Consider the following 26,161-nt stretch of genomic DNA (forward strand, 5'->3'; position numbering starts at 1 on the left):
TCTTCCCGTACCAGGAGTTTCAATCACCTCATAGGTTTCAGGCATGATCGATCATGAAGTGGTACGGGTGTTCACCGGTCCGCACGGCACGGGCGGCAACCCGCTCGGCATCGTCCGCGACGGCGGCGCCGTCCCCGACGGGCCGGCCCGTCAGCGGCTGGCGGCGGAACTGGGCTTCAGCGAGACGGTGTTCGTCGACGACGCCTCCCACGGCGGCGTGGACATCTACACCCCCAGCGCCCGCCTTCCGTTCGCCGGCCATCCGCTGGTCGGTCTCGCGTGGTGGCTGCGTCGGCAGGGGCGGCCGGTGAGCGTGCTGCGCCCGCCGGCGGGCGAGGTACCCACGTGGCAGGCGGGGGAGACGACCTGGGTACGGGGCCGGGCGGAGTGGGCCACCGGCCGGCGCACCGAGCGGTACGCCACGGTCGCCGAGGTCGAGGCGCTGCCCGCGCCGCCGCCGGGGGAGGGCTGGCTGTACGCCTGGGCCTGGGAGGACGAGGCGGCGGGACGGGTACGGGCCCGGGGCTTTCCGCGGCGGGGCGACGCCATCGTCGAGGACGAGGCCACCGGCGCCGCGGCCATCGTGCTGACCGCCCGGCTCGGCCGCTCCCTGGCCATCCGCCAGGGGGTGGGCTCGCGGATCCTGACGCGCTTCCACGCCGACGGCACGGTCGACCTCGGCGGTCGCGTGGAGGCGGTGACGGCGGCCCGCTGAACCAGCCGCATGGCGAACGAGCCCCCACGGTCCGCGTCGAGGAGGAAACCGAAGACCGAGGGGGCGTCGAAACGGGGCGGACAGCGCCACTCGAGCGTGCCGTCCACCCCCACGAGCGCCACGGTGTGCGGATCACCGATGACGCCGTGGTCCTCGAGCGGCGGGCAGGGGCCCTGCCGGGGGAGGGGTGCCGTGCTCCATGGCTGTCGTTTCCACGCTAAGCCCGCACGATCACCCCCACCACCCGGGGCCCGGGCCGCTACTCCTCGGGGCCGGCGGTCAGCCGCAGGCGCACCTCCAGCTCGTGCTCGCCGGGCACCGTGCCCAGGCTCTCCACCCCGAAGGCCGCCGCCAGCTCCTCCCTGACCTGGCGCACGGGATCGGCCGCCCCGAAGAGGTCGGCGGTGACGGCCATCACCGGCTGCGTACGGACGGCCTCCGGCTGCGGGGTACGGGTGCGCGCGTCGACGACCATGGACCAGATCGTGGGCCCCGCCCCGGGGGCCGCGGCCCGGGTCTCGCTGCGGGCCGGACCGGTACCTTCCGGGAAGGCCGCCTCCAGCGCCGCGAACACCGCGTGCGCGTCCTCATGGCCGCATCCCGTCAGATGCACACTGACATGGTCCGCACTCTCGGCCCCGCTCATCACCCGGTGCTCCTCTGCCGTCAGGGGGCGCTGCCGCGCCGGCTCTCGATCCGACGGTACGCACGTGCCGCGTTCCCGGCGCGACGGCGAGGGCCATCCGTGGACGGGGGCGCCCCCCGGGCGGACGCCGCCGGGAGCGGCCCCGGCCGTCCGGGAGCGGTCTTGACCGTCGGGGAAGCGCAGTGGACCCTCAAGTGGAGTGCGGAGCAAGGGAGTTGACGCCCGGGCCCCGCGCTCGCTGTCCGTACGCCCCGTCGACGGCCGCCGGAGAGGACACCCGATGAGGATCGCGTTCATGGGCTACGGCGAGATGGGCGCCGCGGTATTGGCCGGGATCGCCGCCGAACACGAGCCGACCGTGGTCGTCACCCACCCGGCCCGCTTCGGCGGCCTGCGTGAACCGCACGTGGCCAAGCTCGCCGTCGAGCTGGGACTGCCCCTGGTGGAAGCCCGCGACGCGGGCGAGGCGCAGGTGGTCGCGGCGGTCCGCGGCGCCCGCCCCGACGTGCTGATGTCCGCGAACTGGCGGACCGTCATACCCGAGGTCGTCCTGGCGGTGCCCGCGCTGCTCCCGCTCAACGTCCACGACGCGCTGCTCCCCGGCTACGCCGGCTTCGGCGCGGTCAACTGGGCGATCCGCAACGGCGAGCGCGAGACCGGCCTGACCGTGCACGTGATGGAGCCCGAGCTGGACACCGGGCCCGTCCTGTGGCAGGTGGCCGTGCCCATCGCCCCGCAGGACACCGCGACCACCGTTCAGCGGCGGCTGCTGGACGCCTACCCCGAGGCCGCGCTGACCGCCCTGGCCCGCGCGGAGGCGGGGATCAAGCCGGTGCCGCAGCACGCGGGCGGGGCCTCGTTCTACCACCGCATCACCGAGGCGGACACGCGCATCGACTGGAGGCTGCCGACCGGACGGCTCCTCGACCTCGTCCGTGCGCACAGTGATCCGTTCGTCAACGCGTGGTGCACCCTCGGCGGGGCGAAGCTCTACGTCAAGCGGGCCGCCCGGCCCTCCCGGCCGCACCGGGGATCGCCGGGGCGGGTCGTCAGACGCACCGACGGCGGGGTCACCGTGGTCTGCGGGCACAGCTGGGAGGCGGGCTCGGACGGGGTCGTCCTGCTGGAGGTCCAGCCGGAGAACGGGAAAGCGCTGCCCGCGGCCGACGTCCTGCGTCCGGGCAACCGCCTGGAGTGAGCACATCTCAAAGAGATGCTTTGAGATGATGACGGAATTCATTATTCGACTTATAGCGCAAAGCTCGGTAGCTTCGACGGAGTCCGATCTCCCGACCCGATGGGCGGTGTTTCCGTTGATGGGCGAACGCCGGGCGGCAACTCCCTGGAAGTTCATGGCCGCGACCGCGCTCCTGTGGGGATCGGCCTTTCCGGCGATCCGCATCGCGCTGGAGGGCTACTCCCCGACGGCCATGGCCGTCCTGCGCCTCGTCTTCGCCGTCGTCCTCCTGCTCCCGTTCCTGGCCACCGGGCGCATCAGCCGCCTCCGCCGGGGTGACCTCGTGCGCATGGCGGGATTCGGCCTCACCGGCATGACCGCCTATCAGCTGCTGCTCTACGCGGGCGAACGGCACGTCGAGGGCGGAACGGCCGCCATGCTCGTGGCCACCTCGCCGGTCTTCGCCACCGCCCTCGGCATGCTGGTGCTGCGCGAACGTCCCGGCGCCTGGGGAGTCACCGGCCTCCTGGTGGCCCTCGGCGGCGCGCTCGTGGTCGCCATGGCCGGCGGCGGAGGCGGCGGTTCGCAGACGGGCATGGTCATGATCGTGCTCGCGGCGGCCGCCCAGGCCACGTCGTTCATCCTGCAAAAGCCCCTGCTGCGCCGCTACTCCGGCATGGACTGCATCTTCTACGGCAGCCTGTTCGGCCTCCTGCCGCTGCTGTTCTTCGCCCCCGACGCCGCCTCCCACCTGGTGGCGGCCGGCTGGCAGCAGACCGCCGCCGTGGTGTGGCTGGGCCTGGGCTGCACGGTCCTGGCCTTCTGCACCTGGTCCCGCGTCCTGGAGGCCGCCTCCGCCTCGACGAGTTCCCTCGTCCTGTACGCGGTGCCCGTCGCGGCCCTGGCCCTGGACGCGGTGCTCCTCGGCGCCCTGCCGGCCCCCATGGCGGTCCTGGGCGGCCTGATCGTGCTCGCCGGCGTCGGCATAGCCGCCGTCCGCCGTCCCGCCCCGCGCCCGTGCTCCGCGGACGCCGCCCCCGCTCCCGCGGACGAGCCGGCGGCGGACCCGCGGACCGGCACGGAGCCGCGGGAGTACGCGACCGCGGGATCCGGCAGGTAGCACGCCCTTTGCCGGGCGCCTCAGCCCACGGCCTTGAGGCGCCAGGCCTGGTTCTTCCCGCCGAGACAGGTCCACTGCTGCAGAGGCGTCCTGATCGGGGGCAGCGTCGCCGCCGGGTTGTTCGGGTTGTGCGCGTCCAGGCACTTGTCGCTGAGGACCGAGCGGACCTCCCACTCGTTGTCGCCGCGCCGCTGGAGGTACCACTTCTGGTTGTCGCCGCCGTGACACGGCCACTGGATCACCCGGGCGCCGTTGTCCTTGCTGAAGCCCGTGACGTCCAGGCACTTGCCCGTATGGCGTATCACGATCTCGAAGGTGTTCTGGAAGGCGAGCTTGCCGCCCGCCCGCCGGAACTGGAAGTCCTGCCAATGGCCACCGTTGCTGGTCCACAGGATGAGCTGGGCGCCGTCCGCGGTACTCGCGCCGAGGACGTCGGCGATCAGCGGTCCCCCCGAAGCGAACGTCGTGAACGAACTGTTCAGGTGGTACCACTGGTCCGGCATCGCGAACGGATGGGGCACGAAGTTGCCCGCGATATGACGGTCGAACGTGGCCACCCAGTGCATCGGCGCCTGCTCCGTGTCCCGCCGCGCCTGACCCCGCACCGGGGGCACGACGCAGACATGGTCGCCCGGTATCGCCTCACGCCACACGAAGCCCGACTTGCACCTGTCCACGCCGAACGGACCGCCCGGGTCGGGGTCGACCAGGCCCGGGGCCCTGCTGTTCTCCTCGCGTGTCTGCGTGCGCGTCGCGACGGGCACACAGACGTGGTCGTTCGGCTTCGCCTCACGCCAGACCCGCCCCTGGACACATGTGTCCGGGCCGAACGGAGGCATGGACTCCGGCGCGGCGGCCACCCCTTCGACCTCGCCCGCGGCCACCTCCGTGCCCGCGGTCGCCGCCCTCGCGTCGGTGGTGCCGAGGGCCGCGGTCACCAGGAGCCCGGCAACGGCGAGGGCCGGCCTGGCGCGTCGACGGGCCCGTGCGGCGGCGAGCGCCGTGCGGCGCGACCTCGATACCCCGGAACGCCGGTTCGTTTCGACCATGAGTCTGCCCACCTCGTGACTGGGGGAGTTGCAGGGAAGCTCGGCTGACGCGGCGCCAGGGCCGGCCGGGGCCTTCGCGACGGGAGTTCACGCATCCGGTGCCGGGGCCGCGGAAGCCCTCCCGGCTCCGGGCCCTCCCCGCACCCCGCGGCTGCCGCAGGCGCCTTCTTCGTCACCCATGGTGCGCCCTCGCGATCCGCCCTGCATCCCCGGCACCCCGGCCCGCCCTGGGGCCAGCACCAGCGGGCTTCCACCGGGTGGCCCGATGTTCCGCCGCCGCCCGCGCTCCTAACGTCGACCCCGTCCGTTCTTCTTGATCCCATCGATCCGAAGGAGCACGATGCGAGGCGTCACGCCCCCGCTCGCGTTCGGCCTGAGCCTGGCCGGCCTGATGGCGGGAACGCTCCCCGCGACCGCCGCGCCCTCCCCGGCCCCCCGCCCGCTGCGGGCCTACGAGCAGCAGAGCCTCACCTGGGGAGCGTGCCCGCCGGCCCAGGAGGAGCTGAACGCCGCGGGGGCGCAGTGCGCACAGGTGACCGTCCCCCTCGACTACTCCGCGCCCGGCGGCCGGACGATCCGCATCGCCGTCTCGCGCATCAAGGCCACGTCCAAGGCCGACCGGCGCGGCATCCTGCTGTCCAACCCCGGCGGCCCCGGCGGCAGCGGACTCGCCAACACCCTGGCCCTGCGCCCCGCGCTGCAGCGGGAGGCGGAACACTTCGACCTCATCGGCTTCGACCCCCGGTTCCTCGGCGAGAGCTCCCCGGTCACCTGCGCCCCGGCGCCCCCGCCCGCACCACCCGGCCCGACGACGTCCCCCCGCGAGGACTTCGAGGCCTCCGTGCGGGCCGCGCGGGACACTGCACGCCGCTGCCGGGACCACGGCGACAACGCGACGCTCCTGCCGCACGCCTCCACCCGCAACGTCGCCCGCGACATGGACGTCATCCGCGCCGCACTGGGCGAGCGCACACTGTCCTACTACGGCGTCTCCTACGGCGCCGACCTGGGCGCCGTCTACACCCAGATGTTCCCGCGCCGCACCGACCGCATGGTCATCGACTCCTCCACCGACCCGTCGGCCACGCAGTACGAACTGTTCCAGCGCTCCGGCAGGCCCGCCGAGGAAGCGCTGGACGAATGGGCCGCGTGGACCGCCCGGCGCCACGACACCTACCGCCTCGGCCGCACCCCCGCACAGGTACGGGCCACCGTCCAGGGGCTGCTCGACCACGCCGAGCGGCAGCCCGTCACCGTCGGCGGGCTCCATCTCACCGCCCCCGTGCTGCGGATGCTGCTCAAGCAGCCCGTCCAGCACGCGGAGAACGACCCGGCCCTGGCCGGCATCGTCCGCGACCTCGCCGACGCCGCCGCCGGGAAGCCCGCCCCGCCCGGCCCCGAACTCGCCGCCATGCTGCGGCTGCTCGCCTCGCCCGGCCTGGCCGACAGCATGGTGGGCGGCGCGCTCTTCATGTGCGGCGACGGCGGCTGGCCCGCGGGCGGCTGGCCCAAGGACCCCGAGACGTACTGGAGGAACAGCGAACGCAGCCGCGCCACCCAGCCCGTGTTCGGCCCCTACACCAACGGCATGATCGCCCCGTGCGCGTTCTGGCCCGGCGAGCCCCGCGAGGCGGGCACCGCCATCGCCAACGACGTACCCGTCCTGATGCTCCAGGCCCGCCGCGACAACAACGTCCCCTACGACGGCGCCCTCGCCCTGCACCGCAAGCTCACCGGCTCGCGCCTCATCACGGCGGACATCCGCTCCCACGGCGTCTACGGACGCGCCCTCGACGGCCACCGGCCCGTCCCCTGCGCGGACCGGGCCGTCAACGACTACCTGCGCACCGGAACCCTCCCCGCCCAGGACCTCACCTGCCCCCGCACCGAGGCCGCCCGATGAGCGCCGCCGGACCGACGATCACCAGGCGGACCGGCCTCGCTGCCGCCGCCGCGGCCCTCCTCACGACAACGGCCCCGCCGCCGCGGCCACGACCGCCGCGCCCTCCCACGACGACCGGCTGCAGCGCGACGTGGACGCGATCCGCGCGACCGGTGTCACCGGCGTCGTGGCCGAAGTGCAGACCGCGCAGGGGCGCACCACCGCACGCGCCGGGGCGGCAGACGTGAGCACCGGCCGGCCGGTGCCCTGGGCCGCGTATACCCACTTGCCCGGCCCAGGCCAGGGCCGCCCTCCGGCTGGTCGACAACGCCCTGCGGCCGGGCGGCGCCGACTAGTCGACGAGCGCCCCGCAGGAGATGTTCACCGTCGCGGCGGTCATGCTCCCGGCCAGGTCCGAGGCGGCGAACACCGCCACGTTGCCCACGTCGGCCAGAGTCGCCGCACGGTGGAGCATGGCCGCCTCCTCGATCCCGGCGACGATCTCCGCGCGTCCGGGGAAGTCCTCGGGCAGGCTCTCGGGGATGCCGCCCGTCTTGAGCGTCACGAAGCGGATGCCGTGCGGCCCGAGCTCGCAGGCCCACTGCCGGCGCAGCCCCTCGACGGCGTCCAGGGCGACCACGAACCCGCCCAGCCCCGGCACGGCCTCCGGCCCCGAGCCGCCGAACGCCAGGATCACCCCCGACGACCGCTTGACCATGTGCCGCGCGGCCGCCCTGGTCGTCAGGAACTGCGTCCGCACCGCGTGCTCGATCGGCCGGCTGAAGTCCTCGGCCGAGATGGTGGCCAGCGGTTCCTGGACGTCGCCGTAGGAGATGAGATTGAACGAGATGTCGACGCGCCCGGTCTGTTCGGCCACCGCGTCGACGAACTCGTCGACGGCCTGCTCGTCGAGCGCGTCGATGCGGGCCGTCTCGGCCAGGCCGCCGGAGGAACGGATGTCGTCGGCGACCCTGTCGAGCTTGGCGTGGGTGCGTCCGGCCAGGAAGACGGCGGCCCCCTCGGCGGCGAACGCACGGGCCACGGCGCCGCCGACGCGGCCTCCCGCTCCGTAGACCACGGCGACCTTGTTCTCGAGCAACATGCCCCTTGCCTACAGGCCGACGGCCCGCGGGGCGGTGCCGACACGCACGGGAGGCGTTCACTCGCGCGGCTGAGGTAGTGCCGCGCGCGTTCGGGAAGGAAGGGTTTCATGTTCAAGAACACCAAGGCCTTCAGCGGCTTCTCCGTGGACGACATCGACGAGGCCAAGCGCTTTTACGGGGAAACATTGGGGCTGGAGGTGTCCGAGAAATACGGCTTGCTGACCCTGCGCCTGGGCAGCGGAGCCGACGTGCTGATCTATCCGAAGGCCGACCACACCCCGGCGTCGTTCACGATCCTCAACTTCCCCGTGGACGACATCGAGGCGGCCGTCGACGAACTGGGCCGGCGCGGGGTGACCTTCGAGCGCTACCCCGGCCTGGAAGCGGACGACAAGGGCATCTTCCGCGGCGGCGGCCCCTACATCGCCTGGTTCACCGACCCCGCCGGGAACGTCATCTCCGTGCTGCAGGAGAGGTGACGCCACCGTCCTCCCGGCACGGAACACCAGGTCAGGGGCGATTGTCAGACCCTGCTGGGAGACTCCTGTCATGAGATGGGCAGTGGCCGAGACGGGTGACGGGAGCGTGCGCCTGTGCCCGCTGGACGAGCAGGGGCGGGCGGCCGGACCGGCCGTGACCGAGCCGTCCCTGGCCGCCGCGGTGCGGGCCCGGCCCGAGGCCGGGCGATGGGTCTGGCGGTCCACGGCCCCGGTCTACGGACGGCTGCTCGACGCCGGCGTGCGCGTCGAGCGGTGCTACGACGTGGAGGCCGCCGAGGCGCTGCTCATCGGCCATGAACAGGGCCAGTCCGGCCAGCCCCGCTCGCTCGCGGCCGCGTGGGCACGGCTGCGCGGGCTGCCCGTGCCGGCGGACCCGCCGGTGCGCACGGCCGACGCCCAGCCCTCGCTGTTCGAGCCCGGCCCGGTGCCGCTGCCGCCCGGCACCGACGCGCTGGAGGCCCTCGTCGAGGTCCACGCGGCCCAGCTGGCCCGCACGCGGAGCGCGGAGCACCCCGGCCGGATGCGGCTGCTGACCGCCGCCGAGTCGGCGGGGATGCTCGTCGCGGCCGAGATGGGACGCTCCGGCGTCCCCTGGCGCGCCGACGTGCACCGGCGGTTGCTGGACGAGCTGCTGGGGGAGCGCTATCCGGGCGGCCAGGAGACCCGACGCCTGGCCGAGCTGGCCGACGAGGCGTCACGGGCGTTCGGCGAGGGCGTGCGCGTACGGCCCGACCTCCCCGCCGACATCGTCCGGGCCTTCGCGCGCGAGGGCATCGCCCTGTCCTCCACGCGCGCCTGGGAGCTCAAGGAGCTCGACCACCCCGCCGTGCCGGCGCTGCTGGAGTACAAGAAGCTCTACCGCCTGCACACCGCCCACGGCTGGGCCTGGCTGCAGTCCTGGGTGCGCGACGGCCGCTTCCGGCCCGAGTATCTGCCCGGCGGTACGGTGACGGGCCGGTGGACCACCAACGGCGGCGGGGCCCTGCAGATCCCCCGCGTGATCCGGCGCGCGGTCGTCGCCGACCCGGGCTGGTGCCTGGTCGTCGCGGACGCCGACCAGATGGAGCCGCGCGTGCTGGCCGCCGTCTCCCGCGACCCGGGGCTGATGGACGTCGCCGGCAGCGGCCGCGACCTGTACGGCGATCTGGCCGAGCGCGTCTTCTCCGGCGACCGCGACCGGGCCAAACTCGCCATGCTCGGGGCGATCTACGGCCAGACCTCGGGCGACGGCCTCAAGCACATGGCGGATCTGCGCCGCCGCTTCCCCAGGGCGATCGCCTACGTCGACGACGCGGCCCGCGCGGGGGAGGAGGGCCGGCTCGTACGGACCTGGCTCGGCCGCACCTGCCCGCCCTCGTCCACCGCCGTCGACGACGAGGCGGGCCTGCCCCAGGAGGAGCCGGCCCCCTGGGGCAGCACGGCGAGCGCGCGGGCGCGGGGACGGTTCACGCGCAACTTCGTCATCCAGGGCAGCGCCGCCGACTGGGCGCTGATCGTGCTCGCCTCGCTGCGCCAGGCGATCGCCGGCCTCGACGCCGAACTGGTGTTCTTCCAGCACGACGAGGTGATCGTCCACTGCCCCGAGGAGGAGGCGCCCCAGGTCGTGGAGGCCATTCGCACGGCGGGGGACCGCGCCGGGCGCATCGCCTTCGGCGACACCCCCGTGCGGTTCCCGTTCACCACGGCCGTGGTGAAGTGCTACGCGGAAGCGAAGGCGTAACGATTCGCCCGGGGTCGGCGCCGGCGCGGCCGGGCTCAGGCGGCCGCGACCGGCTCCGCGCCCCGGCGCAGCAGGTTCTTGTCCGGCTTGCCGGCCTCCGTCAGCGGCAGCGCCTCGGCGAAGGTGATGCGCACGGGCTCGTACATCGCGCCCCGCTCCTTGCGCACCAGCGCGCGCAGCGCCTGCTCGTCCACACCGCTGCCGGCCCGGGCCACGACGACCGCGTGGACCTGTTCCATGCGGTCGGCGTCCCGGACGCCGAAGACGGCGCTCTGCAGGACGTCCGGGTGCGAGTTGAGCAGGTCCTCCAGCTCGGAGGTGTAGACGTGGCCGCCCACCACGATGATCATGTCCTTGAGCCGGTCGACGACCGTCAGGAAGCCCTCGTCGTCCAGGTACCCGATGTCGCCCGTGTGCAGCCAGCCGTCCCGCAGCACCTGCGCGGTCAGCTCGGGCTGCTTCCAGTAGCCCTGCATGAGCAGCGCCGAGCGGACGCAGATCTCGCCGTGCTCGCCGGTGGCCACGTCCCGGCCCTCCTCGTCGCGGACGGCCACCTCGACGCCCGGCAGCACCTGGCCCGCCGAGCGCAGGCGGTCCAGCCGCCGCGGGTCGTGCTGATCGGCCGACAGCACGCTGATGCCGCCCACCTCGCTCTGCCCGTAGAACTGCACCAGCACGGGCCCCAGCCGGCGCACCGCGTCGGCGATGCGGGCCGGGGACGCCTGGCAGCCCCCGTACATCAGGCAGCGCAGGCTGGAGGTGTCGGTGCTCGCGGCGTCGGGGTGGTCCAGGAGCCGGTACAGCAGGGGCGGCAGGAGGAAGGTGTCGGTGATGCGCTCGCGCTCGATGGCGGCGAGCACGGCGGCGGGCTCGAAGTCCTCCAGCAGCACCACGGCGCCGCCCGCCCGGAGGGTGACGTCGGCGAACATGCCGGCGATGTGGGCGAGCGTGGTGCACACCAGCTGGCGGCGCTCGTGGGGCTGCGCCTGCGGGTCCGGATCGCCCAGGCTGATGCCGCTGACCTGCTCGAAGGAGGTGCATATCCCCTTCGGGTGGCCGGTGGTACCGCCGGTGTGGCGGATGCTGCACACGTCCTGCGGCCGCGCCGCGCCCGGCAGGGGCTCGGCGGACCGGTCTGCGGCCAGCTCCAGCAGGTCGCTGCCGGTCTTGGCGGGGCCCAGGACGAGGAGGGCGTCCACCGGGGCCTGCGCGGTGACCTCGGCGGCGCGCTCGTACAGGCCCGGGTCGACGATCAGGGCACGCGTCTCGACGTCGCGGACGATGGCGGCCTGCGCTTCGGCCGACAGCTTGTTGTAGAGGTGGTTGACGCGGCAGCCGATGAGGTTGGCCGCGTAGCGGGCGGCGATGGTCTCCGGCAGATTGCCGCTCAGCAGCGTGACGGTCTGTTCGCGGCCGAGCCCCAGGGAGCTCAGCGCCCGCGCCATCCGGTAGACGAGCGAGCGGAACTCGCCTGCGGTGACGCGCCGTTCGTGGTGGACTAACACCTCGCGCTCCGGGGCGGTCCCCAGGGCGTCGAGGATGTCCTCGACGTAGGTGCGGAAGGTGTGCGGGGCGGCGTGCATGTGCATCCTCCTGGCGGGGCGCGACGGCCCTATGGTTACCTCGGGCAATCATATGTAGAGGGCACCTATGGGATCAACGCGCCTTCTCCGGCCACGCCGACGGCTTTGGCCGGCAACGGACGTGAGTCCGCGCCGGCCGGAGCTCACTTCAGGAGCCGCGCCGCCACCTTGAGGTCGGACACCAGTCCCGCGTACGCGGCGGCCCGTTCGGCATCGTCGGCACGCAGTACGGCGGAGGGATGAATGGTCGGCACCAGCATGCCGTGGCCGCCGCCGTCCCCGTCGAGCGAGGGCATCGGCACGGCCACCCCCCGCTGCTCGCCGACCCGGAACGACGACCCGAGCAGCGACTTCCCCGCCGTGGCGCCGAGCGCCACCACCACCTCGGGGTCGATCACCCGCAGCTCCGCCGCCAGCCAGGGCCTGCACGCGCCGACCTCCCGCAGGCTGGGCGCCTTGTGGATGCGCCGCTTGCCCCGGGCGGCCTGCTCGAACTTGAAGTGCTTGACGGCGTTGGTCACGTACGCCCCGGCCGGGTCGATGCCGGCCTCGTCCAGCGCCCGCGTCAGCACGCCACCGGCCGGGCCGACGAACGGCCGCCCCTGCCGGTCCTCCTGATCGCCCGGCTGCTCGCCCACGAGCACGACGCGCGCCGACGCCCTGCCGTCGCCGAAGACGGTCTGGGTGGCCGCGCGGTACAGCGGGCAGCCCTCGCAGCCCGCCGCACCCTCCCGCAGCGCCTGGAGTCCGCCGCGCTCGGGGACGTACGGCGTCGCGTCGTACTGCTCGGCTACCACCGGTACCAGCGGCCTCCGCCGGAGCGCATGACGAATCCGAGCAGCCACAGGATCAGCAGGATGATCGCGATCCACCACAGCACCTTCAGGGCGAATCCTGCGCCGAAGAGGATGAGCACGAGGAGCAGGACGAGAAGGAGTGGAAGCACGGAGAACACCTCCTTAATCCACTGCCCGCGCGGGGGCAGCGTGCCTCACCTCCAGTGTCACCCCCCACAGCGCCCGGCGCACCGGCACCGGCCGTTCAGGAATCCGAAGCCCGGCCCATGACGGCGGCGAAGGTCACCGGGTCGGTGTCGAATCCACGGACCCCGCCGTGGAACGTCCAGGCGCCGGAGCCGTCCCGGACGAACTCCGCGACGGTCGCGGCCGTCGCACCGGCGACGCCGGAGAAGTCGTCCCGCGCCAGCTCGTCATAGCCCTCGGTGATCCGGACGCCGGTGTTCGCGATGTCGCCGAACGCCAGCCTGCCGCCGCCCTGCTGGACGGCCACGCCGATGACGACGCGGACGTACGCGGGCGCCAGCCGGTCGAGTTCGAGGGTCATGACCTCGTCGTAGCCCAGCCCCTGACCGGTGCGGCTGTCCCTGTTCAGGGTGATCGTCCCGTCGGGGGAGCGGCTGTCGAAGTGCACGAGGTAGGCGGGCGCGCCGTCCGCCGCTCCGGCGACGTAGGTGGCGGCGATGATGTCGAGGTCGTGAGCGGGCGTCCCGGCGGGACTCGGATCCCACTTGAGCGCCACTTCGACCTTGCTGATCCCCTTGTTCAGACCGCTCACCAGGCTCCCCTTTCCTGTGCACACCGGCCACCCATGGTGCCACGGCCATCGCATCGCGGCGGTTGTTCCGACGGGCGGTTTCGACGCTGGCCGAAGGCTGATGACCACGTGCCGCCGGCGCTCCACTATCCGAGGGAGTCCCTGGCCGCGGCCGAGCAGGACTCCTTCCGGGAGGAGAGAGCGTTGCAGATCCGTCTCGTACCGGCCGGGGTCACCGCGGGCATCGCGGTGTACGACCGGCAGACCGGCGCCTTCACCGAGCGGTTCAACAGCCGGGTGCGGTTCCGCTCGGCCTCGGTGGTCAAGCTGCTGATAGCCCTCGACCACCTGTGGCCGCGGGAGCCCGCCGAGCCCGTTGCCGCCGACGACCGGGAGCGGCTCGACGCCATGCTGCGCAGCAGCGACGACGACGCGGCCAGCCACTTCTGGACGCACAACGGCGAGAGCTCGATCATCGAGCGGATGACGGCCCGGCTGGGGCTGGCCGACACCGCCCCGCCGCCGTCGCGGTACCCCGGGTACTGGGGCTACACGAGCCTGTCGGCCGCCGACACGGTGCGGATCTACCGCCATGTCCTCGAGGCGGCACCGGTGCCCGTCCGCGACGTCATCATGGACAACCTGCGCGCCGCGACCCGCCGCGGCACGGACGGATTCGACCAGGGCTTCGGCATAGCGGCCGCCTTCGAGCGCCCCCGGGCCGTCAAACAGGGCTGGTCCGGCTTCCCTTCCCCAGGCAGTGCCGACGCCGGCCGCCCACGGGTGGCCGCGGCCGACGGCGTGGACCTCGCCCGCGAGGCGCTGCACACCACCGGCACCGTCGGCGCGGACGACCGCGCCGTCGTCGCCGTCCTCACCCTCCATCCGCAGGGCACCCCCTACGACAAGGCCCGCTCCGACCTGGACCTCCTCACCCGCCGGCTGCACGTCCCCGGCGCCGTCCGCACCCCCGGCAACCGGCCTCCGGACGCGCCCACTTGCTGACGGGCGGGAGCGGCCGGACGTTCCGGAGCCCGGCCGCACCGCGGCAGTCGTGCCGTGCCCCTTGCCCACTGATTACCCCTCGGTAATGATCTACGGAGCAGACCGACGGGGGCGGCGGGTGCGCGAACGGAGACTCATGAAGCACAGCAGGCGCGGCTTTCTCACCTACCTCGTCGCGGCGCCGACGCTGGCGGTGGCCACGCGGATCGGCCTGGACGGAGCCGGACCGGCCGCGCACGCGGCGGCGCCCGGCCTGCCCGAGGTCGCCGACCTCGTCGACCTCGGCGACCTGCTGACGCTCGCCGGAGCGCCCACGGCCCACATGCTGGTGCTGCGGGTCGGTGAGGACGGGGCGGTCTCCTTCCGGCTGCCGAGGGAGGAAGTGGGGCAGGGCCTGACGACGGCGGTGGCGATGCTGGTCGCCGAGGAGCTGGACGTACCGCTCGGACAGGTGAGGGTGCAGCTGGAGGACGCCCGGCCCGAGTTGCTGTTCGGACAGTTCACCGGCAGCTCCAACTCGATCCGGTCGCTGTACGACCCGGTCCGTCACACCGCTGCCGCCGCCCGGGCACGGCTGGTGCGGGCGGCGGCGCGGCAGTGGGGCACGGACGCGGGCGGACTGCGGACGCGCGACGGCAGCGTCGTGGCACCGGACGGGCGGACGGCCTCGTACGGGTCGCTGGCGGCGGCCGCCGCGGCGCCCGGGCTCGGCCCGGTGGCCGCCACGCCGAAGCCGGAGTCCGCACACACCCTCGTGGGCACCCCCGCCTCCCGCATCGACGCCCGGGCCATGGTGACGGGGGCGCAGCAGTACACCCTGGACCTCGACGTGCCCGGCGCCAAGCCGTGCATGGTGCGCCGGCCGCCGACGCTGGGCGGCACGGTGCGGACGGTGAACAACAAGGCCGCCGTCCTGCGGATGCCCGGCGTGCTGGACGTCGTCGTGATCCCCACCGGCGTGGCGGTCGTGGCCGAGACCTTCGGCCAGGCCCTCGACGCGAAGAACGCCCTCGACGTGAGCTGGGGCGCCGGGACGATCGACGGCCTCGGCGACGAGGACATCCGGGCCAGGCTCCGGGCGGCGGCCGCCCGTCCCGCGCTGCCGCCGGTGCCGGGCGGGCAGCTGGACGCGGAGTTCGCGTTCGCGTTCGTCAGCCACGCCCCGCTGGAGACCAACTCGGCCGTCGCCGACGTACGGCCCGACCGGGCGACCGTCTGGTCCGCGCTGAAGTCACCGATCGTCGCCCAGCAGACGATCGCCGCGGAGCTCGGCCTTCCCGTGGACAAGGTCACCGTCCATGTGGTGCAGGCGGGCGGCTCGTTCGGCCGGAGGCTGTTCTTCGACGCGGCGCTGGAGGCCGCCCGGGTCTCCCGGGCCTGCGGGCGGCCCGTGCGGCTGATGTGGTCGCGGATCGACGACATGCGGCACGGCAGGATGCGGCCGGCCACCCACCACCGGCTGCGCGCCACCTACGCGCTGGGCCGGGTGATCGGCTTCGAGCACCGGGTGGCCGCCGTCGAGACCGACTTCCGGCACGGCCTCGGCGAGATCATCACCGCGACCGCGACGAAGCTGCCCGGCGGCCTGGTCAACGCGGGCTTCGCACAGGTCCTCTTCCACACCACCGTCAAGACCCCGTACCACTTCGGCCTCACCACGCACACCCTGACCGAGGTCCCGCTGAAGATGCCCACCGCGTCCTGGCGGTCGGTGTACTCCGCCAACACGCGCGGGGCCGAGGAGGTCGTCGTCGACGAGCTCGCCGCCGCCCTGGGCAAGGACCCGGTGGCCTTCCGCCGGGCATCCCTGAAGAACCCCGCACAGCGGGCCGTCCTCGACAAGGCGGCGGAGGAGGGGCGGTGGGGCCGGCCGATGCCCGCCGGGTGCGCGCAAGGCATCGGCTTCCACGAGGAGTACAAGTCCCGCACGGCCTGCCTGGTCGAGATCGACGCGCGGGACCCGAAGAAGCCGAGGGTCACCAAGGCCGTGATCGTGGCCGACGTCGGCCGTCCGGTCAACCCCCGCGGGCTCGAGGCGCAGCTGCTCGGCGGGCTGACGGACGCCATCTCCACGACGCTGACGGCAGGACTCCACATCGACCGGGGGCTCCCGTTGGAGGGCAGCTACTCGCAGTTCCACTACGCCCGCCAGAAGGACTCTCCGCCCGAGGTGCGGATCTTCGTCCTTCCCGCCACAGGTAAGCCGGGCGGTGCGGGCGAACTCGGCGTCCCGGCCGCGGTCGGCGCCATCGCCAACGCCTACGCCCGCGCCACCGGGACCCGGCCCCGGAGCTTCCCCGTCACCTTCGACGTCGACTTCACCCCCTACCCCCGCTAGCCCAGGAGCCTCGCCGTGCCGTCCCACACCTTCACCGTCAACGGCAAGCCCGTCACCGTCGACGCCCCCGGCGACCTGCCCCTGCTGTGGGCCCTGCGCGACCTGCTCGGCATCCGCGGCCCCAAGTACGGCTGCGGCGTCGACGTCTGCAAGGCCTGCACCAGCCACCTGGACGGGGAAGCGGTCCGGCCGTGCGTCGTGCCCGTCTCCGAAGCCGCCGGCCGTGAGGTCACCACCATCGAGGGCCTGGCCGACGGCGACCGGCTGCACCCCGTCCAGGAGGCCTGGCTGGAACAGGACGTGGCCCAGTGCGGCTTCTGCCAGCCGGGACAGATCATGGCCGCCGTGGCCCTGCTCAAACGGACGAAGAACCCGACGGACGCCGACATCGACGCGATCGCCAACGTCTGCCGGTGCGGTACGTACTTCCGTATCCGCGAGGCGATCCGCAGCGCGGCGGCGAAGATGGCCTGACCCGCCCGGTCCGGCCGACCCGCACCGCCGATGCGCCGGCGGTGCGGGTACGCGGCCGTCTCAGGCCGACTGCGCCTGCTCGTACAGGCTCTTGGCCTCGTCGCCGAAGTACGGGCCGAACATCCTGTTCGGCAGGAAGGTGTAGCCGAAGCTGTTCACCGAGGCCTGCAGCCCGGTGCCGGTGGCCTCGTCGAAGGAGGTGAACCAGGGGCCGCCGCTCGAGCCGCCGGTCATGTTGCAGCCCAGGCCGTGGTCCTTGGTGAGGAGGAAGTCCTTGGAGGACGTCCCGCTGCAGTGGATGAGCTTGGTGCCGTCGTACGGGCTGGCGGCGGGGAACCCGAAGGCGTACATGGCCTTGTTGTAGCCGCCGTTGAACTGCAGGCCCTGTGCGCCCACGACGTCGGTGAGCCTCTTGCCGTCCAGGGGGCCGACGACCGCGGCCCCGACGTCGAAGTTCATCTCCTCGCCGGAGGACCACTGGGCGGTCGCCATCGTCTTGGTGGCGGCCCAGGTGCCGTGGGGCTTCTGGCCGTCGTGGTAGCCGGGGACGAACACCCAGTTGGTGTGCCAGTTGCCCTTGTACTTGACGCAGTGCCCGGCGGTGAGCACCGTGCTGCCGTTCTTGCTGGTGACGGCGTCGCCCGAGCAGGAAGCGGTGCGGTTGTCCATGGTGAAGAACACCCGGCCGGAGGTCCGGGTGACGGCGCCGCCGCCGGTCCACGGGCCGCCGGCCTGGGGGAAGGACCTGGTGTCCGCCGAGGGGGCGGTGGGCGCGACCGTGGTCTCCCGCGCACCGGGCCGGGGGCCGGGAAGGGCGCCGGCGTCGGGGGCCGGGAGGTCGAGCGGGGCGGCCGTGCGCATGCGTTCGGGGGTCCAGAAGGCGGCGGCCTTCTGCTGCGCCGCGGCCGATGCCGCCGCGGTGTGCACGGCCGGCGGCGCGGGGGCCGCGGCGGCGCCGGTGACGGTGGCCTGAACGCCCGTCAGGGCCAGCGTTCCGGCGGTCAGCAGGATGCCGGTGGTCGTACGGCGGGGACGTCTCACGCGTACTCCTTCTGCCGTGGCCGCGCACGGGACCCGGAAAGGCCCGCGCGGGCCGTGTGGGGGCCGGGCCGCTCGGTCGGCGGTCCGGGCAGACGAGTGGAGCGGATTGACGGTGCGTGGGGCAGAGTGCCACGGGAAGCGACATATTGACAGGGGCGCGTCAAGAGCGGGGTTGCGCCACGGACCCGTATGCGCCAGGAGGGCGCCGCTGCGGTGCCCCGGGGTCAGGGGTGGGGCCAAGGGACACCGCAGCGGCTTTTCGTCACGCCGTGGGGAGCTTGGCGGCGAGGACGTCCACCGGGCGGATGTCCGGAGCCTGCGTCAGCAGTCGCGGCGCCTGCGCCATGAGCGCGGCGGCGATCTTCCCTTCCAGGTGGGCCCGGCGGTCGTCGTCGCTGCCGAACGCGTCGAAGATGCCGAAGGTCGTCGGCCCCAGGTTCAGCGCGAACCAGACCGTGGTGCCCGCCTCCTCCTCGGCGAGGGCGAGGGCGCCGGTCAGCAGCTCCCGCACCTCCCGGACGTGCTCCGGACGGGCTTCGATGCGGGCGAGCAGGCCGACGGTGGTCGAGGGCGTGGTGGTCATTCGGGTGATCTCCTTCGTTCGCCGATCGGGTTTCTCCGTCGATCGGGTGTGATCAATCTATGAACCACCTGCAGGAGCCCCCCAGTGGCGGATGCGACAGATCGCTTACCGTTTCCGACATGAAGATCTCTGTGCTGGTCGTGGACGGCACCTTCGACTCCGGGCTGGCCTCGGTGCTCGACGTCCTGCAGACCGCCAACGAGCTGCGCGAGGAGCTATCGCAGCCCCCGCCGGCGTGGCAGGTGAGCTGCGTCAGCCCGCACGGACCGGTGCGCACGGCCGCCGGGCACGTCGTCGCGGCCGTCGCGCCCGAGGCGGCCCCGGCCCCCGATCTGCTCGTCGTCCCCGGCGTCGGCCACAAGCGGCCCGAACCCCTCCTGCAGTGGGTCGGCTCGCCCGAACGCAAGCCCGTGCAGGACGTGGTGCGCCAGGCCCGCGCCGACGGGGTCCCCCTGGCCGCCGCCTGTACCGGAACGTTCCTGCTCGCCGAGACCGGCGTCCTGGACGGGCTGCCGGCCACCACGAGCTGGTGGCTGGCGCCCCCGTTCCGGCTGCGCTACCCCCAGGTCGCCCTGGACGAGACACACATGCTCACCCACGCCCCCGGCGTCACCACCGCCGGAGCCGCCATGGCCCACCTGGACCTGGCCCTGTCCCTGGTGCGGGAGTCCAGCCCCGCCCTCGCCGACCTCACCGCCCGCTACCTGCTCATCGACACCCGCCCCACCCAGGCGAGTTACGCCGTCCCCAGCCACCTCGCCCGCACCGACCCGGCCGTCAGCGCGTTCGAACGCTGGGTCCGCGACCACCTCGACCAGCCCCTGCGCATCGCCGACGCCGCCCGCGCCCAGGGCACGAGCGAACGCACCCTGCAGCGCGCCGTGGACCGCGTCCTCGGCATCTCCCCCCTGCGCTTCGCCCAGCGCATCCGCCTGGAACAGGCGGCACACCTGCTGCGCACCACGGACCTGCCGACGGACGCCGTGGCCCGGCGTGTGGGCTACGAGAACGCCACCACGCTCACCACGCTGCTGCGCGAGCGCCTGGACACCACGCCCGGCCGGCTGCGCCGCCAGGCCCTCGGCCGGACGTGACGCCGGTGGAGAGGAGGACCCTGATCGTCGGGGCGGGCATGGCCGGGCTGTACGCCGCCCGTGAACTGCACCGGGCCGGCCACGAGGTGACCGTGCTGGAGGCCCGGGACCGCCTCGGCGGCCGCCTGTGGACCGAGGAGTGGGAGGGCATCCGCATCGATCTGGGCGCGTCCTGGATCCACGGCGTCAAGGGCAATCCGGTCACTGACCTGGCCGAGGAGGCCGGGGCCGCCACGCTCGTGTACAACGCCGGCACCCTCGACTACGGCAACCGCACCGGAACGGTCGTCTACGCCGCCGACGGCCGCCGCCTGACCCGCTACGAGACGGAGGAGCGCGAAGCCGACCAGGAAGCGGCGGGCGAGCGACTGTTCGAGCGTGCGGGGCGGGCGGGCGCGGACGAATCCGCGGCGACGGCGCTGCGCAGCGTGCTGAACGCCGGCGGCCTGACCGCCGACCGCGCCCGGCGCGCCTTCGCGGCGCACAGCCGCATGGTGGAGGACGACTGGGGTGCCGGCATCGAGGAGATCTCGCTGCAGGGCATGGTCTCCGGTGAGGGGTTCGAGGGCGACGAGGTCGTCTTCCCCGACGGCTACGGCCGACTGGCCGACCACCTCGCCCGGGGGCTGGACGTGCGGCTCGGCCACAGGGTCACGCACGTCGAGCACGGCGGCGACAGCGGGAAGGTCACCGTGCGCACCGACGGCCAGGGCGCCTTCACCGCCGGCCGCGTCCTGCTCACCCTGCCCCTCGGGGTGCTCAAGGCCGGCGACGTCGCCTTCACGCCCGAGCTCCCCGGGGCCAAGCGGGGCGCGGTCGAACGCCTGGGCATGGGCGTGTACGACAAGCTCTACCTGCGGTTCCCGGACGTCTTCTGGGACGACAAGGAGGTCATCCGCCAGGAGGGCACCCCGCACGGCGCCTTCGCCAACTGGTACAACCTCCGTCACCTCGTGGGCGCCCCGGTGCTGGCCGCCCTCAACGGCGGCCCCGTCGCCCGCCGGCTGGAGGGGCTGGACGACGCCGCGACCGTCCGCGAGGCCATGGCGGTCCTGCGCGGGATCTACGGCGACCGCGTGCCCGACCCCCTCGCGCACCGCCTGACCCGCTGGGCCGCCGATCCCTGGGCCCGCGGTGCGTACTCCTTCCCCGCCACCGGCTCCCGGCCCGGCGACCACGACGCCCTGGCCGCACCCGTGGGCGACCGCCTGTACTTCGCGGGGGAGGCCACCACCGGCGACTACTGCAGCACCGTCCACGGCGCCCTGCTGTCGGGCCTGCGCGAGGCCCGCCGCATTCTCGGCTCGTAGACCCGGGCCGGCCGCGTCAGTCCGTTCTGCCGATCCCGTCGAGTCTGTCGAGCCACGCCAGCTGAATCGACTCCAGGATGCGCAGGTTGCAGCGGGCGGGGTCGTCGCTGAAGGCGCTCAGCGCGGCGGCCCGGTCACGGATCTCCGTGAAGTCGACGGTGAGGGGCTTGGCGGCAGGGTACTGCGCGGCCAGATCGGCCGCGATCTGCTCGATGTCGGTCCATCGCATGGGCCGAGTGTGTCCGAACCGGTCCATGGGGTCCAGAGCCGCCGTTCATCCCATGGCCCCCGTCGCCGATACCGGCCGATTCCTTGCGGTGCGCGCGGCGCCCTGACCCCCGTCCAGGGCGCCGCGCACGCTGTCGGGCCCCGTTCGATTCTCAGTCCCCGGAGCCGATCAGACGGACGGCGTTCAGGGCGGCCGCCAGGGCACGGTCGTCGCCGTCCTCGGAGGCGGCGGCCACGTCCAGGGCGGTGTCCGCGAACTTGATCACGTGCGCGTCGCCGTGGTCCGCGGCCAGTTCGAACACCTCCTCGGCGGTGACCGACGAGGCGTCCGGCGGGGGCAGCGGCGTGTCGGCCGCGTAGATGGAGGTGATGGCCGCGGTCGCCGTCCACGCCACCGCGAGCGAGGGCGCCCACAACTCCCGGGGCAGGGCGGGCAGGGTGCGCAGCACCGCGTTGGGGGCCGTGGCGGCGTGCACCAGCATGACGCCGTCCCCGTGGCCGTAGGCGGCGTAGTTGAGGGTGGCGGCCCGGACTAGCTCGCCCAGGCGCTCGCGGGCGGCCTCGGGGTCCTGCGGTACGCCCAGTGAGCCGGTGGTCTCCAGCCAGCCGGGGGTGCCGGACAACTGGGCGTAGCCGCGCAGGGGGGTGACGTCGCGTTCGGCGATGCGGGGGAGGGCGGCCAGGGCGTCGGCGGTCTCGGCCCGGCCGGACGGGGTGAGGGAGAACGGCAGGAGGGTGTGGCGGGCGGCCCAGTAGCCCAGGGCGTGGGCCAGTTCCGACAGGCGCGCGGCGTCCTCGCCGTCGGTGGTCAGGGCGCGTACGGCGTGGCCCACGCGGATGGCGGGGTGGGTGGCGGCGCCGGCGATGCCCGGCAGGAGCCGAGGCCACCACTGGGCGAGGACCTCGCGCCAGGGCTGCCGGCCTGTCAGCCGGGAGAAGTAGGCGGTCCAGTCGGTGACCCGCGCGGTGTCCCCGAGCGCCTCGTGCCAGTTCGCCTCGGTGATCCGCGTCCGCGGCGGGGGGACCTCCTCGAGCCTGGTCTCGTAGGTGTCGAGCCAGCGGTGGACGGCGCCCGCCCGGCCCCGGTGGATCAGTGCCTCGACGGCCATCGGGCCGTGGTTGCTGAGGTATTCCCTGAATTCGGGGCCGCGGCCGTGCAGCCGGTGCAGAGCTTCGTCGAGTGTTCCGCTCGTCGTGTCCATGCGCCGAGGCTAGATCGCCGTCCTGCCGGGGCGTAACGGTCCTGGGCCCTACTCCGGAGGTCGTACGGCGGGGTGTGCGCTGCCCCTGAGGGGCTCACACATGTGGGTGTATTACCGGTACCGGCGAATGTGACCCGGTTGAACGGGAATAGCCAGTATGCGGGGCTGGTCCGCTGTGCCGTTCCGGCCGTTTCCGGCATGAGACAGGGAGCGATGGCATGACCACATCTTCCGCGAACCCCTCACCGGCCGAGGACTCCTGTCCCGCAGGGCCGGACGGCGAACGGGTGCACGAGTGGGCGGTGGATCACCTGCCCGCCCTGAACTTCGACCCGCTCCTGCACCGCCTGCTGCGCGAGGAGCCGGTCGCCCGGATCCGCCTGCGCTACGGCGAGGGCGAGGCCTGGCTGGTGACGCGGTACGAGGACGTCAAGACGGTCGCCTCGGAGCCCTCCCTCAGCCGTGCCCTGACCGTCGACCGCCCCGTCACCAGCATGACCCCGCACGTGGTGGCGCCGGCCGGCGGCATCGGGCGCACCGACCCGCCCGACCACACGCGGCTGCGGCGGCTGGTGGCGCAGACCTTCGGGCGCAAGCGGGTGGCGGCGCTGCGCGCACGGGCCCAGGAGCTCGCGGACGAGATGACCGAACGGATGGCGCGGCAGGGCCCGCCCGCCGACCTGACCGAGTGTCTGACCAGCCCACTGCCCGCCCAGTTGATCGGCGATCTGCTGGGGGTGCCCGCCGACGACGTCGGCGTGCTGCAGGGCTGGCGGGGCGTCATCCTCTCCAGCAACCACTCGCAGGAGGAGTCCGACGCGGTCAAGCGCGAGATCGCCGGCTACTTCCGCGAGCTGGCCCGGCACCGGGCCGATCACCCCGGCGACGACCTGTTCAGCGCCCTGGTCGCGGCCCACGGCGAGGGGGAGCTCAGCCTCCCCGAACTGATCTCGCTGGCCGTCATGCTCGTCCTCAACGGCATGGACGCGGTGCGCAACCAGGTCTCCAACATGGTCTACGCGCTGCTGACCCACCCCGACCAGCTGGCCCGGCTGCGCGCCGAGCCGGCGCTGCTGCCGCAGGCCGTGGAGGAGCTGCTGCGCTACATCCCGCACCGCAACGGCGTCGGCCTGCCCCGCGTCGCCACCCAGGACCTGGACATCGCCGGGAAGACGATCCGCAGCGGCGAGGTGGTGTACGTCTCCTACCTGGCCGCCAACCGGGACTCCTCCGTCTTCAAGGACCCCGACCGGCTCGACCTGGGCCGGGACGAGGCGCCCAACCTCTCCTTCGGCCACGGCGCGCACTACTGCGTGGGCGCGCTGCTGACCAGGATGGAGGCGGAGGTGATGCTCTCCACCCTGCTGGAGCGCTTCCCCGGCCTGCGGCTGGCGGTCGGGGAGGAGGACATGCGCTGGCGGCGCGGCTCCATCAACCGGGGTCCGGAGTCGCTTCCCGTGGCGTGGTGACGGGCGGGGCCTGCTGCCACCGCGCCAGGGCCACCAGCTCCTCGGCGGTGACGCCCTCGGGGACCGGCACCGGCGGCGGAGTGCGCAGGGGCGGCTGCCAGCCCGCCTCCCGGTCCCAGGTGCGCACGATCCTGGCGGGCGCGCCGGCGACCACGGCGTGGTCGGGGACCTCGCCCCGTACGACCGCCCCCGCCGCGACCACCACGTTGCGGCCCAGCCGGGCGCCGGGCAGGATCACCGCTCCCGTGCCGATCCAGCTCCCGGGGCCGATCTCCACCGGCTCGCTGCGCGGCCACTGCTTGCCTATGGGCACGTCGGGGTCGTCGTAGCTGTGGTTCGTGGTCGTCACATAGACGCCCGGGCCGAAGAAGCAGTCGTCGCCGATCGTCAGCGGCGCGTCCGCGATCACATGGCTGCCCCGGCCGAGGACGACGCCGTTGCCCAGCCGCAGGAGCGGATCCGGCCCGAGGTCGAGGTCGGGCATCATCCCGGCGGTGAGCGTCACGTCCCGGGCGATGATGCAGTGCTCGCCCAGCTCGATCCACGGCTCGCCGAAGACCGTGCCCTGGGGGAAGGCGAGGCGGGTGCCGGCGCCGAGGCGGCGGAAGCGGTACGGGCCGGGGCGCCCGGCGGTCACCGCACCGGCCTCCCGCACCCAGTGCGCCCCGCGGTGCACGGCCCGTGAGACGGCACGCCGCCGCCAGGCCGTGAGGGATGAGAACAGGTTCTGCTGCGTCGGCACCCCCTCACGGTACTCAGCGCACCCCCGGCCGCCCCTCGCCCGGGCTGTGATCTTCGACCCACTGGACCGGGACGGTGGCACGGGACGCGAGCACGCGGCCCGGGCGCGACCGGTGCATGGGCGGGCCTGCGGATGGCGAGAATCCCGCGCACCGTCCCCGGCACCCGCCCGCCTCCCGCAGCGCCCCTGGCTGCGGGAACGGCGCGGCGGGGCGCCGGGGCCGGCCGCGCTCGTCAACCTGAGGAGACACCGTCATGCCGCGCACCTCATCCTTCCGGGTAAGTCCCGCCCTCACCGGCGGGGCGGTGGCCACCGCGCTCGCCGCGACGGCGCTGCTCGCGCCCGCGGGGGAGGCCGCGCCCGCCGCGGCCCCGGACTATCTGCAGTTCACCAAGGACACGCCCGCCCACTCCCGGCTGACCGTCTTCCGCGACCACCGGCCGGTCGCCGAATACCGCGCCGGCTCGGGGACCAGCGAGCAGGAGTGTGAGCGCGGGCGGGGCTGGCTCCCCGACGGGACGTACACGCTCGGCCGCCACCACACCGCGTACAACGGCAACCTCGTCAAGGGCTACGCCATCGAGCTCGGCGACAAGCGCTGCCACGACGGCACCTTGCGCACCGAGCTGTTCATCCACAGCGAGATGACCCGTGACGGCGGCAGCGGCGGCCCCGAGAACCAGCGCTGGGACGGGGAGAGCGACTACACCTCCCACGGCTGCGTCAAGCTGCGCCCGCAGGACATCAAGGAGCTCTACCGCAGTCTCGACCGGGACGGCTGGCCGGCCACCCTGAAGGTCGTGCACGGCTGAGAGGCGGTCCCGTCGGCCCGTCCGGTCCCGCCCGGTCCCTCCGGTCCGGTGAAAGACCGGACGGGACCGCGTCGGGCCCGCACCGCCGCCGACCGGCGCGTATACGGTGGCCCCCTGCTGCCCTCGACACCGTGCGTGCTGGAGGAGTCACCATGACCGTGGACTTCGATCTCGGCCCGGCGGCCGGCCGGATGGCGGGACTGCTGGAAGCGGTCCCCGCCGACCGGCTCACCGCGCCCACGCCGTGCGAGGACTACCGCCTCGGCGACCTGATCGAGCACATCGGCGGCCTCGCCCTCGCCTTCACCGCCGCGGCCGCCAAGAGCGGGCTGCCCCCGGGCGGCCCCGAGGGCCCCTCCGGCGACGCCTCCCGCCTGGACGAGGACTGGCGCACCCTCTTCCCCGCCCGGCTCGCCGCCCTCGCCGACGCCTGGCGGGACCCGGCCGCCTGGGAGGGCGTCACGCGGGCCGGCGGCGTCGAGCTGCCCGGGGACGTGGCCGCCAGGGTGGCCCTCAATGAGCTGGTCGTCCACGGCTGGGACGTCGCCCGGTCCAGTGGACAGCCCTACGACTGCGGTGAGCGGGAACTGCTGGCGTGCCTGGAGTTCGTCTCGCAGTTCGCCCCCGGGCCGGGGCGGGAGCCCGCTCCCGAGGGCCTCTTCGCCGCTGCCGTCGACGTCCCCGCCGACGCCCCGCTCATCGACCGGGTCGTCGGCCTCACGGGCCGCGACCCCTCATGGCGCGGAAACCACCCGTCACGACCGTAAATCCTGGCCGTCGGCCACGCCTCCCTCCTACGATTGCCGCAACCGGG

26 protein-coding genes and 1 pseudogene are annotated in these 26,161 nt (G+C 73.7%); 14 read left to right on the forward strand and 13 right to left on the reverse strand.

From position 1 onward, the window contains the following. Positions 1-43 precede the first annotated feature (43 nt). Positions 44-715, forward strand: coding sequence for a PhzF family phenazine biosynthesis protein (locus tag ACIGXW_RS03595; RefSeq protein WP_399569363.1), 672 nt, complete (start codon positions 44-46; stop codon positions 713-715). On the opposite strand, the pseudogene ACIGXW_RS03600 reads toward ACIGXW_RS03595, so the two are convergent. Both ACIGXW_RS03600 and ACIGXW_RS03605 read right to left on the reverse strand, forming a co-directional pair. Further along, positions 700-837 (reverse strand): annotated as a pseudogene (locus ACIGXW_RS03600) (trehalase-like domain-containing protein); the annotation flags it as partial. The gene ACIGXW_RS03595 and the pseudogene ACIGXW_RS03600 overlap by 16 nt on opposite strands. 137 nt (positions 838-974) lie before the next feature. Further along, positions 975-1,361 (reverse strand): hypothetical protein, encoded by a 387-nt coding sequence (locus tag ACIGXW_RS03605; RefSeq protein WP_071966311.1) that lies wholly within the window; start codon positions 1,359-1,361, stop codon positions 975-977. Between the two features lie 280 nt (positions 1,362-1,641). On the opposite strand from ACIGXW_RS03605, the gene ACIGXW_RS03610 reads away from it, so the two are divergent. Continuing rightward, positions 1,642-2,559 (forward strand): methionyl-tRNA formyltransferase, encoded by a 918-nt coding sequence (locus tag ACIGXW_RS03610; protein ID WP_399569366.1) that lies wholly within the window; start codon positions 1,642-1,644, stop codon positions 2,557-2,559. 154 nt (positions 2,560-2,713) lie between these two features. Continuing rightward, a complete protein-coding gene (locus tag ACIGXW_RS03615; protein ID WP_399569369.1) occupies positions 2,714-3,658 on the forward strand; it encodes a DMT family transporter in 945 nt (314 codons plus the stop codon). 20 nt (positions 3,659-3,678) lie between these two features. Here ACIGXW_RS03615 and ACIGXW_RS03620 read toward each other — a convergent pair whose 3' ends face one another. Further along, a complete protein-coding gene (locus ACIGXW_RS03620; protein WP_399569372.1) occupies positions 3,679-4,707 on the reverse strand; it encodes an RICIN domain-containing protein in 1,029 nt (342 codons plus the stop codon). Positions 4,708-5,047: 340 nt separating this feature from the next. Between ACIGXW_RS03620 and ACIGXW_RS03625 the strand changes: the two genes are divergently transcribed. Next, positions 5,048-6,610 (forward strand): alpha/beta hydrolase, encoded by a 1,563-nt coding sequence (locus ACIGXW_RS03625; protein ID WP_399569374.1) that lies wholly within the window; start codon positions 5,048-5,050, stop codon positions 6,608-6,610. 331 nt (positions 6,611-6,941) lie between these two features. On the opposite strand, the gene ACIGXW_RS03630 is transcribed toward ACIGXW_RS03625, so the two are convergent. Then, positions 6,942-7,691, reverse strand: coding sequence for an SDR family oxidoreductase (locus ACIGXW_RS03630; RefSeq protein ID WP_071966317.1), 750 nt, complete (start codon positions 7,689-7,691; stop codon positions 6,942-6,944). A 108-nt stretch (positions 7,692-7,799) separates the two neighbouring features. Here ACIGXW_RS03630 and ACIGXW_RS03635 point away from each other — a divergent pair, with 108 nt between their 5' ends. Together ACIGXW_RS03635 and ACIGXW_RS03640 are read left to right on the forward strand one after the other, a co-directional pair. Further along, positions 7,800-8,171 (forward strand): VOC family protein, encoded by a 372-nt coding sequence (locus ACIGXW_RS03635; protein ID WP_399569378.1) that lies wholly within the window; start codon positions 7,800-7,802, stop codon positions 8,169-8,171. 70 nt (positions 8,172-8,241) lie between these two features. Further along, positions 8,242-9,912: a bifunctional 3'-5' exonuclease/DNA polymerase gene (locus ACIGXW_RS03640; RefSeq protein WP_399569380.1), complete on the forward strand. Its 1,671-nt coding sequence runs from the start codon at positions 8,242-8,244 to the stop codon at positions 9,910-9,912. 35 nt (positions 9,913-9,947) lie between these two features. Here ACIGXW_RS03640 and ACIGXW_RS03645 read toward each other — a convergent pair whose 3' ends face one another. The 4 genes from ACIGXW_RS03645 to ACIGXW_RS03660 form a co-directional block, all read right to left on the reverse strand. Continuing rightward, positions 9,948-11,495 (reverse strand): AMP-binding protein, encoded by a 1,548-nt coding sequence (locus ACIGXW_RS03645; RefSeq protein ID WP_399569382.1) that lies wholly within the window; start codon positions 11,493-11,495, stop codon positions 9,948-9,950. A 143-nt stretch (positions 11,496-11,638) separates the two neighbouring features. Further along, a complete protein-coding gene (locus tag ACIGXW_RS03650) occupies positions 11,639-12,292 on the reverse strand; it encodes a UdgX family uracil-DNA binding protein (protein WP_399569384.1) in 654 nt (217 codons plus the stop codon). Next, on the reverse strand, positions 12,286-12,441 hold the full coding sequence (locus tag ACIGXW_RS03655; RefSeq protein WP_071966550.1) for a DUF5670 family protein: 156 nt from the start codon (positions 12,439-12,441) through the stop codon (positions 12,286-12,288). Before ACIGXW_RS03655 ends, ACIGXW_RS03650 begins: the two co-directional genes overlap by 7 nt. A gap of 95 nt (positions 12,442-12,536) precedes the next feature. Continuing rightward, a complete protein-coding gene (locus tag ACIGXW_RS03660; protein WP_071966321.1) occupies positions 12,537-13,070 on the reverse strand; it encodes a TerD family protein in 534 nt (177 codons plus the stop codon). A gap of 108 nt (positions 13,071-13,178) precedes the next feature. Between ACIGXW_RS03660 and ACIGXW_RS03665 the strand changes: the two genes are divergently transcribed. The 3 genes from ACIGXW_RS03665 to ACIGXW_RS03675 all read left to right on the forward strand — a co-directional run bounded on the left by ACIGXW_RS03665 (position 13,179) and on the right by ACIGXW_RS03675 (position 16,866). Then, positions 13,179-14,054: a hypothetical protein gene (locus tag ACIGXW_RS03665; RefSeq protein ID WP_399569386.1), complete on the forward strand. Its 876-nt coding sequence runs from the start codon at positions 13,179-13,181 to the stop codon at positions 14,052-14,054. A 136-nt stretch (positions 14,055-14,190) separates the two neighbouring features. After that, entirely contained in the window at positions 14,191-16,392 is a 2,202-nt protein-coding gene (locus ACIGXW_RS03670) for a molybdopterin cofactor-binding domain-containing protein (protein ID WP_399569388.1), read from the forward strand. Positions 16,393-16,407: 15 nt separating this feature from the next. Then, positions 16,408-16,866, forward strand: a complete 459-nt coding sequence (locus ACIGXW_RS03675) for a (2Fe-2S)-binding protein (RefSeq protein ID WP_071966324.1) — start codon at positions 16,408-16,410, stop codon at positions 16,864-16,866. 60 nt (positions 16,867-16,926) lie between these two features. On the opposite strand, the gene ACIGXW_RS03680 is transcribed toward ACIGXW_RS03675, so the two are convergent. Both ACIGXW_RS03680 and ACIGXW_RS03685 read right to left on the reverse strand, forming a co-directional pair. After that, a complete protein-coding gene (locus ACIGXW_RS03680; protein ID WP_399569390.1) occupies positions 16,927-17,907 on the reverse strand; it encodes a trypsin-like serine peptidase in 981 nt (326 codons plus the stop codon). Between the two features lie 262 nt (positions 17,908-18,169). Next, positions 18,170-18,490: a putative quinol monooxygenase gene (locus ACIGXW_RS03685; protein WP_399569392.1), complete on the reverse strand. Its 321-nt coding sequence runs from the start codon at positions 18,488-18,490 to the stop codon at positions 18,170-18,172. Positions 18,491-18,609: 119 nt separating this feature from the next. Between ACIGXW_RS03685 and ACIGXW_RS03690 the strand changes: the two genes are divergently transcribed. Continuing rightward, complete coding sequence (locus ACIGXW_RS03690) at positions 18,610-19,584, forward strand: helix-turn-helix domain-containing protein (RefSeq protein WP_071966328.1); 975 nt, start codon at positions 18,610-18,612, stop codon at positions 19,582-19,584. 5 nt (positions 19,585-19,589) lie between these two features. Beyond that, positions 19,590-20,894 (forward strand): flavin monoamine oxidase family protein, encoded by a 1,305-nt coding sequence (locus ACIGXW_RS03695; RefSeq protein ID WP_399569394.1) that lies wholly within the window; start codon positions 19,590-19,592, stop codon positions 20,892-20,894. A gap of 16 nt (positions 20,895-20,910) precedes the next feature. On the opposite strand, the gene iscX is transcribed toward ACIGXW_RS03695, so the two are convergent. Both iscX and ACIGXW_RS03705 read right to left on the reverse strand, forming a co-directional pair. After that, positions 20,911-21,123: a Fe-S cluster assembly protein IscX gene (iscX, locus tag ACIGXW_RS03700; RefSeq protein WP_071966330.1), complete on the reverse strand. Its 213-nt coding sequence runs from the start codon at positions 21,121-21,123 to the stop codon at positions 20,911-20,913. A gap of 151 nt (positions 21,124-21,274) precedes the next feature. Next, entirely contained in the window at positions 21,275-22,324 is a 1,050-nt protein-coding gene (locus ACIGXW_RS03705) for a questin oxidase family protein (protein WP_399569396.1), read from the reverse strand. Between the two features lie 218 nt (positions 22,325-22,542). Here ACIGXW_RS03705 and ACIGXW_RS03710 point away from each other — a divergent pair, with 218 nt between their 5' ends. Further along, positions 22,543-23,793: a cytochrome P450 gene (locus ACIGXW_RS03710; protein ID WP_399569399.1), complete on the forward strand. Its 1,251-nt coding sequence runs from the start codon at positions 22,543-22,545 to the stop codon at positions 23,791-23,793. On the opposite strand, the gene ACIGXW_RS03715 is transcribed toward ACIGXW_RS03710, so the two are convergent. Next, positions 23,756-24,535, reverse strand: coding sequence for an acyltransferase (locus ACIGXW_RS03715; RefSeq protein ID WP_399569402.1), 780 nt, complete (start codon positions 24,533-24,535; stop codon positions 23,756-23,758). The genes ACIGXW_RS03710 and ACIGXW_RS03715 overlap by 38 nt on opposite strands. 254 nt (positions 24,536-24,789) lie before the next feature. Here ACIGXW_RS03715 and ACIGXW_RS03720 point away from each other — a divergent pair, with 254 nt between their 5' ends. Together ACIGXW_RS03720 and ACIGXW_RS03725 are read left to right on the forward strand one after the other, a co-directional pair. Next, positions 24,790-25,347, forward strand: a complete 558-nt coding sequence (locus ACIGXW_RS03720; protein WP_399569405.1) for a L,D-transpeptidase — start codon at positions 24,790-24,792, stop codon at positions 25,345-25,347. Positions 25,348-25,499: 152 nt separating this feature from the next. Then, complete coding sequence (locus tag ACIGXW_RS03725; RefSeq protein ID WP_399569408.1) at positions 25,500-26,114, forward strand: TIGR03086 family metal-binding protein; 615 nt, start codon at positions 25,500-25,502, stop codon at positions 26,112-26,114. The last annotated feature ends 47 nt before the right edge of the window (positions 26,115-26,161 follow it).

This window comes from Streptomyces sp. NPDC053079, from assembly GCF_044546695.1.
Taxonomy (GTDB): domain Bacteria; phylum Actinomycetota; class Actinomycetes; order Streptomycetales; family Streptomycetaceae; genus Streptomyces.

Bases quoted from the DNA above. Each gene is read 5' to 3' on its own strand.
- ACIGXW_RS03595 (WP_399569363.1), top strand. From the start codon at position 44: ATGATCGATCATGAAGTGGTACGGGTGTTCACCGGTCCGCACGGCACG.
- ACIGXW_RS03605 (WP_071966311.1), bottom strand. From the start codon at position 1,361: ATGAGCGGGGCCGAGAGTGCGGACCATGTCAGTGTGCATCTGACGGGA.
- ACIGXW_RS03610 (WP_399569366.1), top strand. From the start codon at position 1,642: ATGAGGATCGCGTTCATGGGCTACGGCGAGATGGGCGCCGCGGTATTG.
- ACIGXW_RS03615 (WP_399569369.1), top strand. From the start codon at position 2,714: ATGGCCGCGACCGCGCTCCTGTGGGGATCGGCCTTTCCGGCGATCCGC.
- ACIGXW_RS03620 (WP_399569372.1), bottom strand. From the start codon at position 4,707: ATGGTCGAAACGAACCGGCGTTCCGGGGTATCGAGGTCGCGCCGCACG.
- ACIGXW_RS03625 (WP_399569374.1), top strand. From the start codon at position 5,048: ATGCGAGGCGTCACGCCCCCGCTCGCGTTCGGCCTGAGCCTGGCCGGC.
- ACIGXW_RS03630 (WP_071966317.1), bottom strand. From the start codon at position 7,691: ATGTTGCTCGAGAACAAGGTCGCCGTGGTCTACGGAGCGGGAGGCCGC.
- ACIGXW_RS03635 (WP_399569378.1), top strand. From the start codon at position 7,800: ATGTTCAAGAACACCAAGGCCTTCAGCGGCTTCTCCGTGGACGACATC.
- ACIGXW_RS03640 (WP_399569380.1), top strand. From the start codon at position 8,242: ATGAGATGGGCAGTGGCCGAGACGGGTGACGGGAGCGTGCGCCTGTGC.
- ACIGXW_RS03645 (WP_399569382.1), bottom strand. From the start codon at position 11,495: ATGCACGCCGCCCCGCACACCTTCCGCACCTACGTCGAGGACATCCTC.
- ACIGXW_RS03670 (WP_399569388.1), top strand. From the start codon at position 14,191: ATGAAGCACAGCAGGCGCGGCTTTCTCACCTACCTCGTCGCGGCGCCG.
- ACIGXW_RS03685 (WP_399569392.1), bottom strand. From the start codon at position 18,490: ATGACCACCACGCCCTCGACCACCGTCGGCCTGCTCGCCCGCATCGAA.
- ACIGXW_RS03690 (WP_071966328.1), top strand. From the start codon at position 18,610: ATGAAGATCTCTGTGCTGGTCGTGGACGGCACCTTCGACTCCGGGCTG.
- iscX (WP_071966330.1), bottom strand. From the start codon at position 21,123: ATGCGATGGACCGACATCGAGCAGATCGCGGCCGATCTGGCCGCGCAG.
- ACIGXW_RS03705 (WP_399569396.1), bottom strand. From the start codon at position 22,324: ATGGACACGACGAGCGGAACACTCGACGAAGCTCTGCACCGGCTGCAC.
- ACIGXW_RS03710 (WP_399569399.1), top strand. From the start codon at position 22,543: ATGACCACATCTTCCGCGAACCCCTCACCGGCCGAGGACTCCTGTCCC.
- ACIGXW_RS03720 (WP_399569405.1), top strand. From the start codon at position 24,790: ATGCCGCGCACCTCATCCTTCCGGGTAAGTCCCGCCCTCACCGGCGGG.
- ACIGXW_RS03725 (WP_399569408.1), top strand. From the start codon at position 25,500: ATGACCGTGGACTTCGATCTCGGCCCGGCGGCCGGCCGGATGGCGGGA.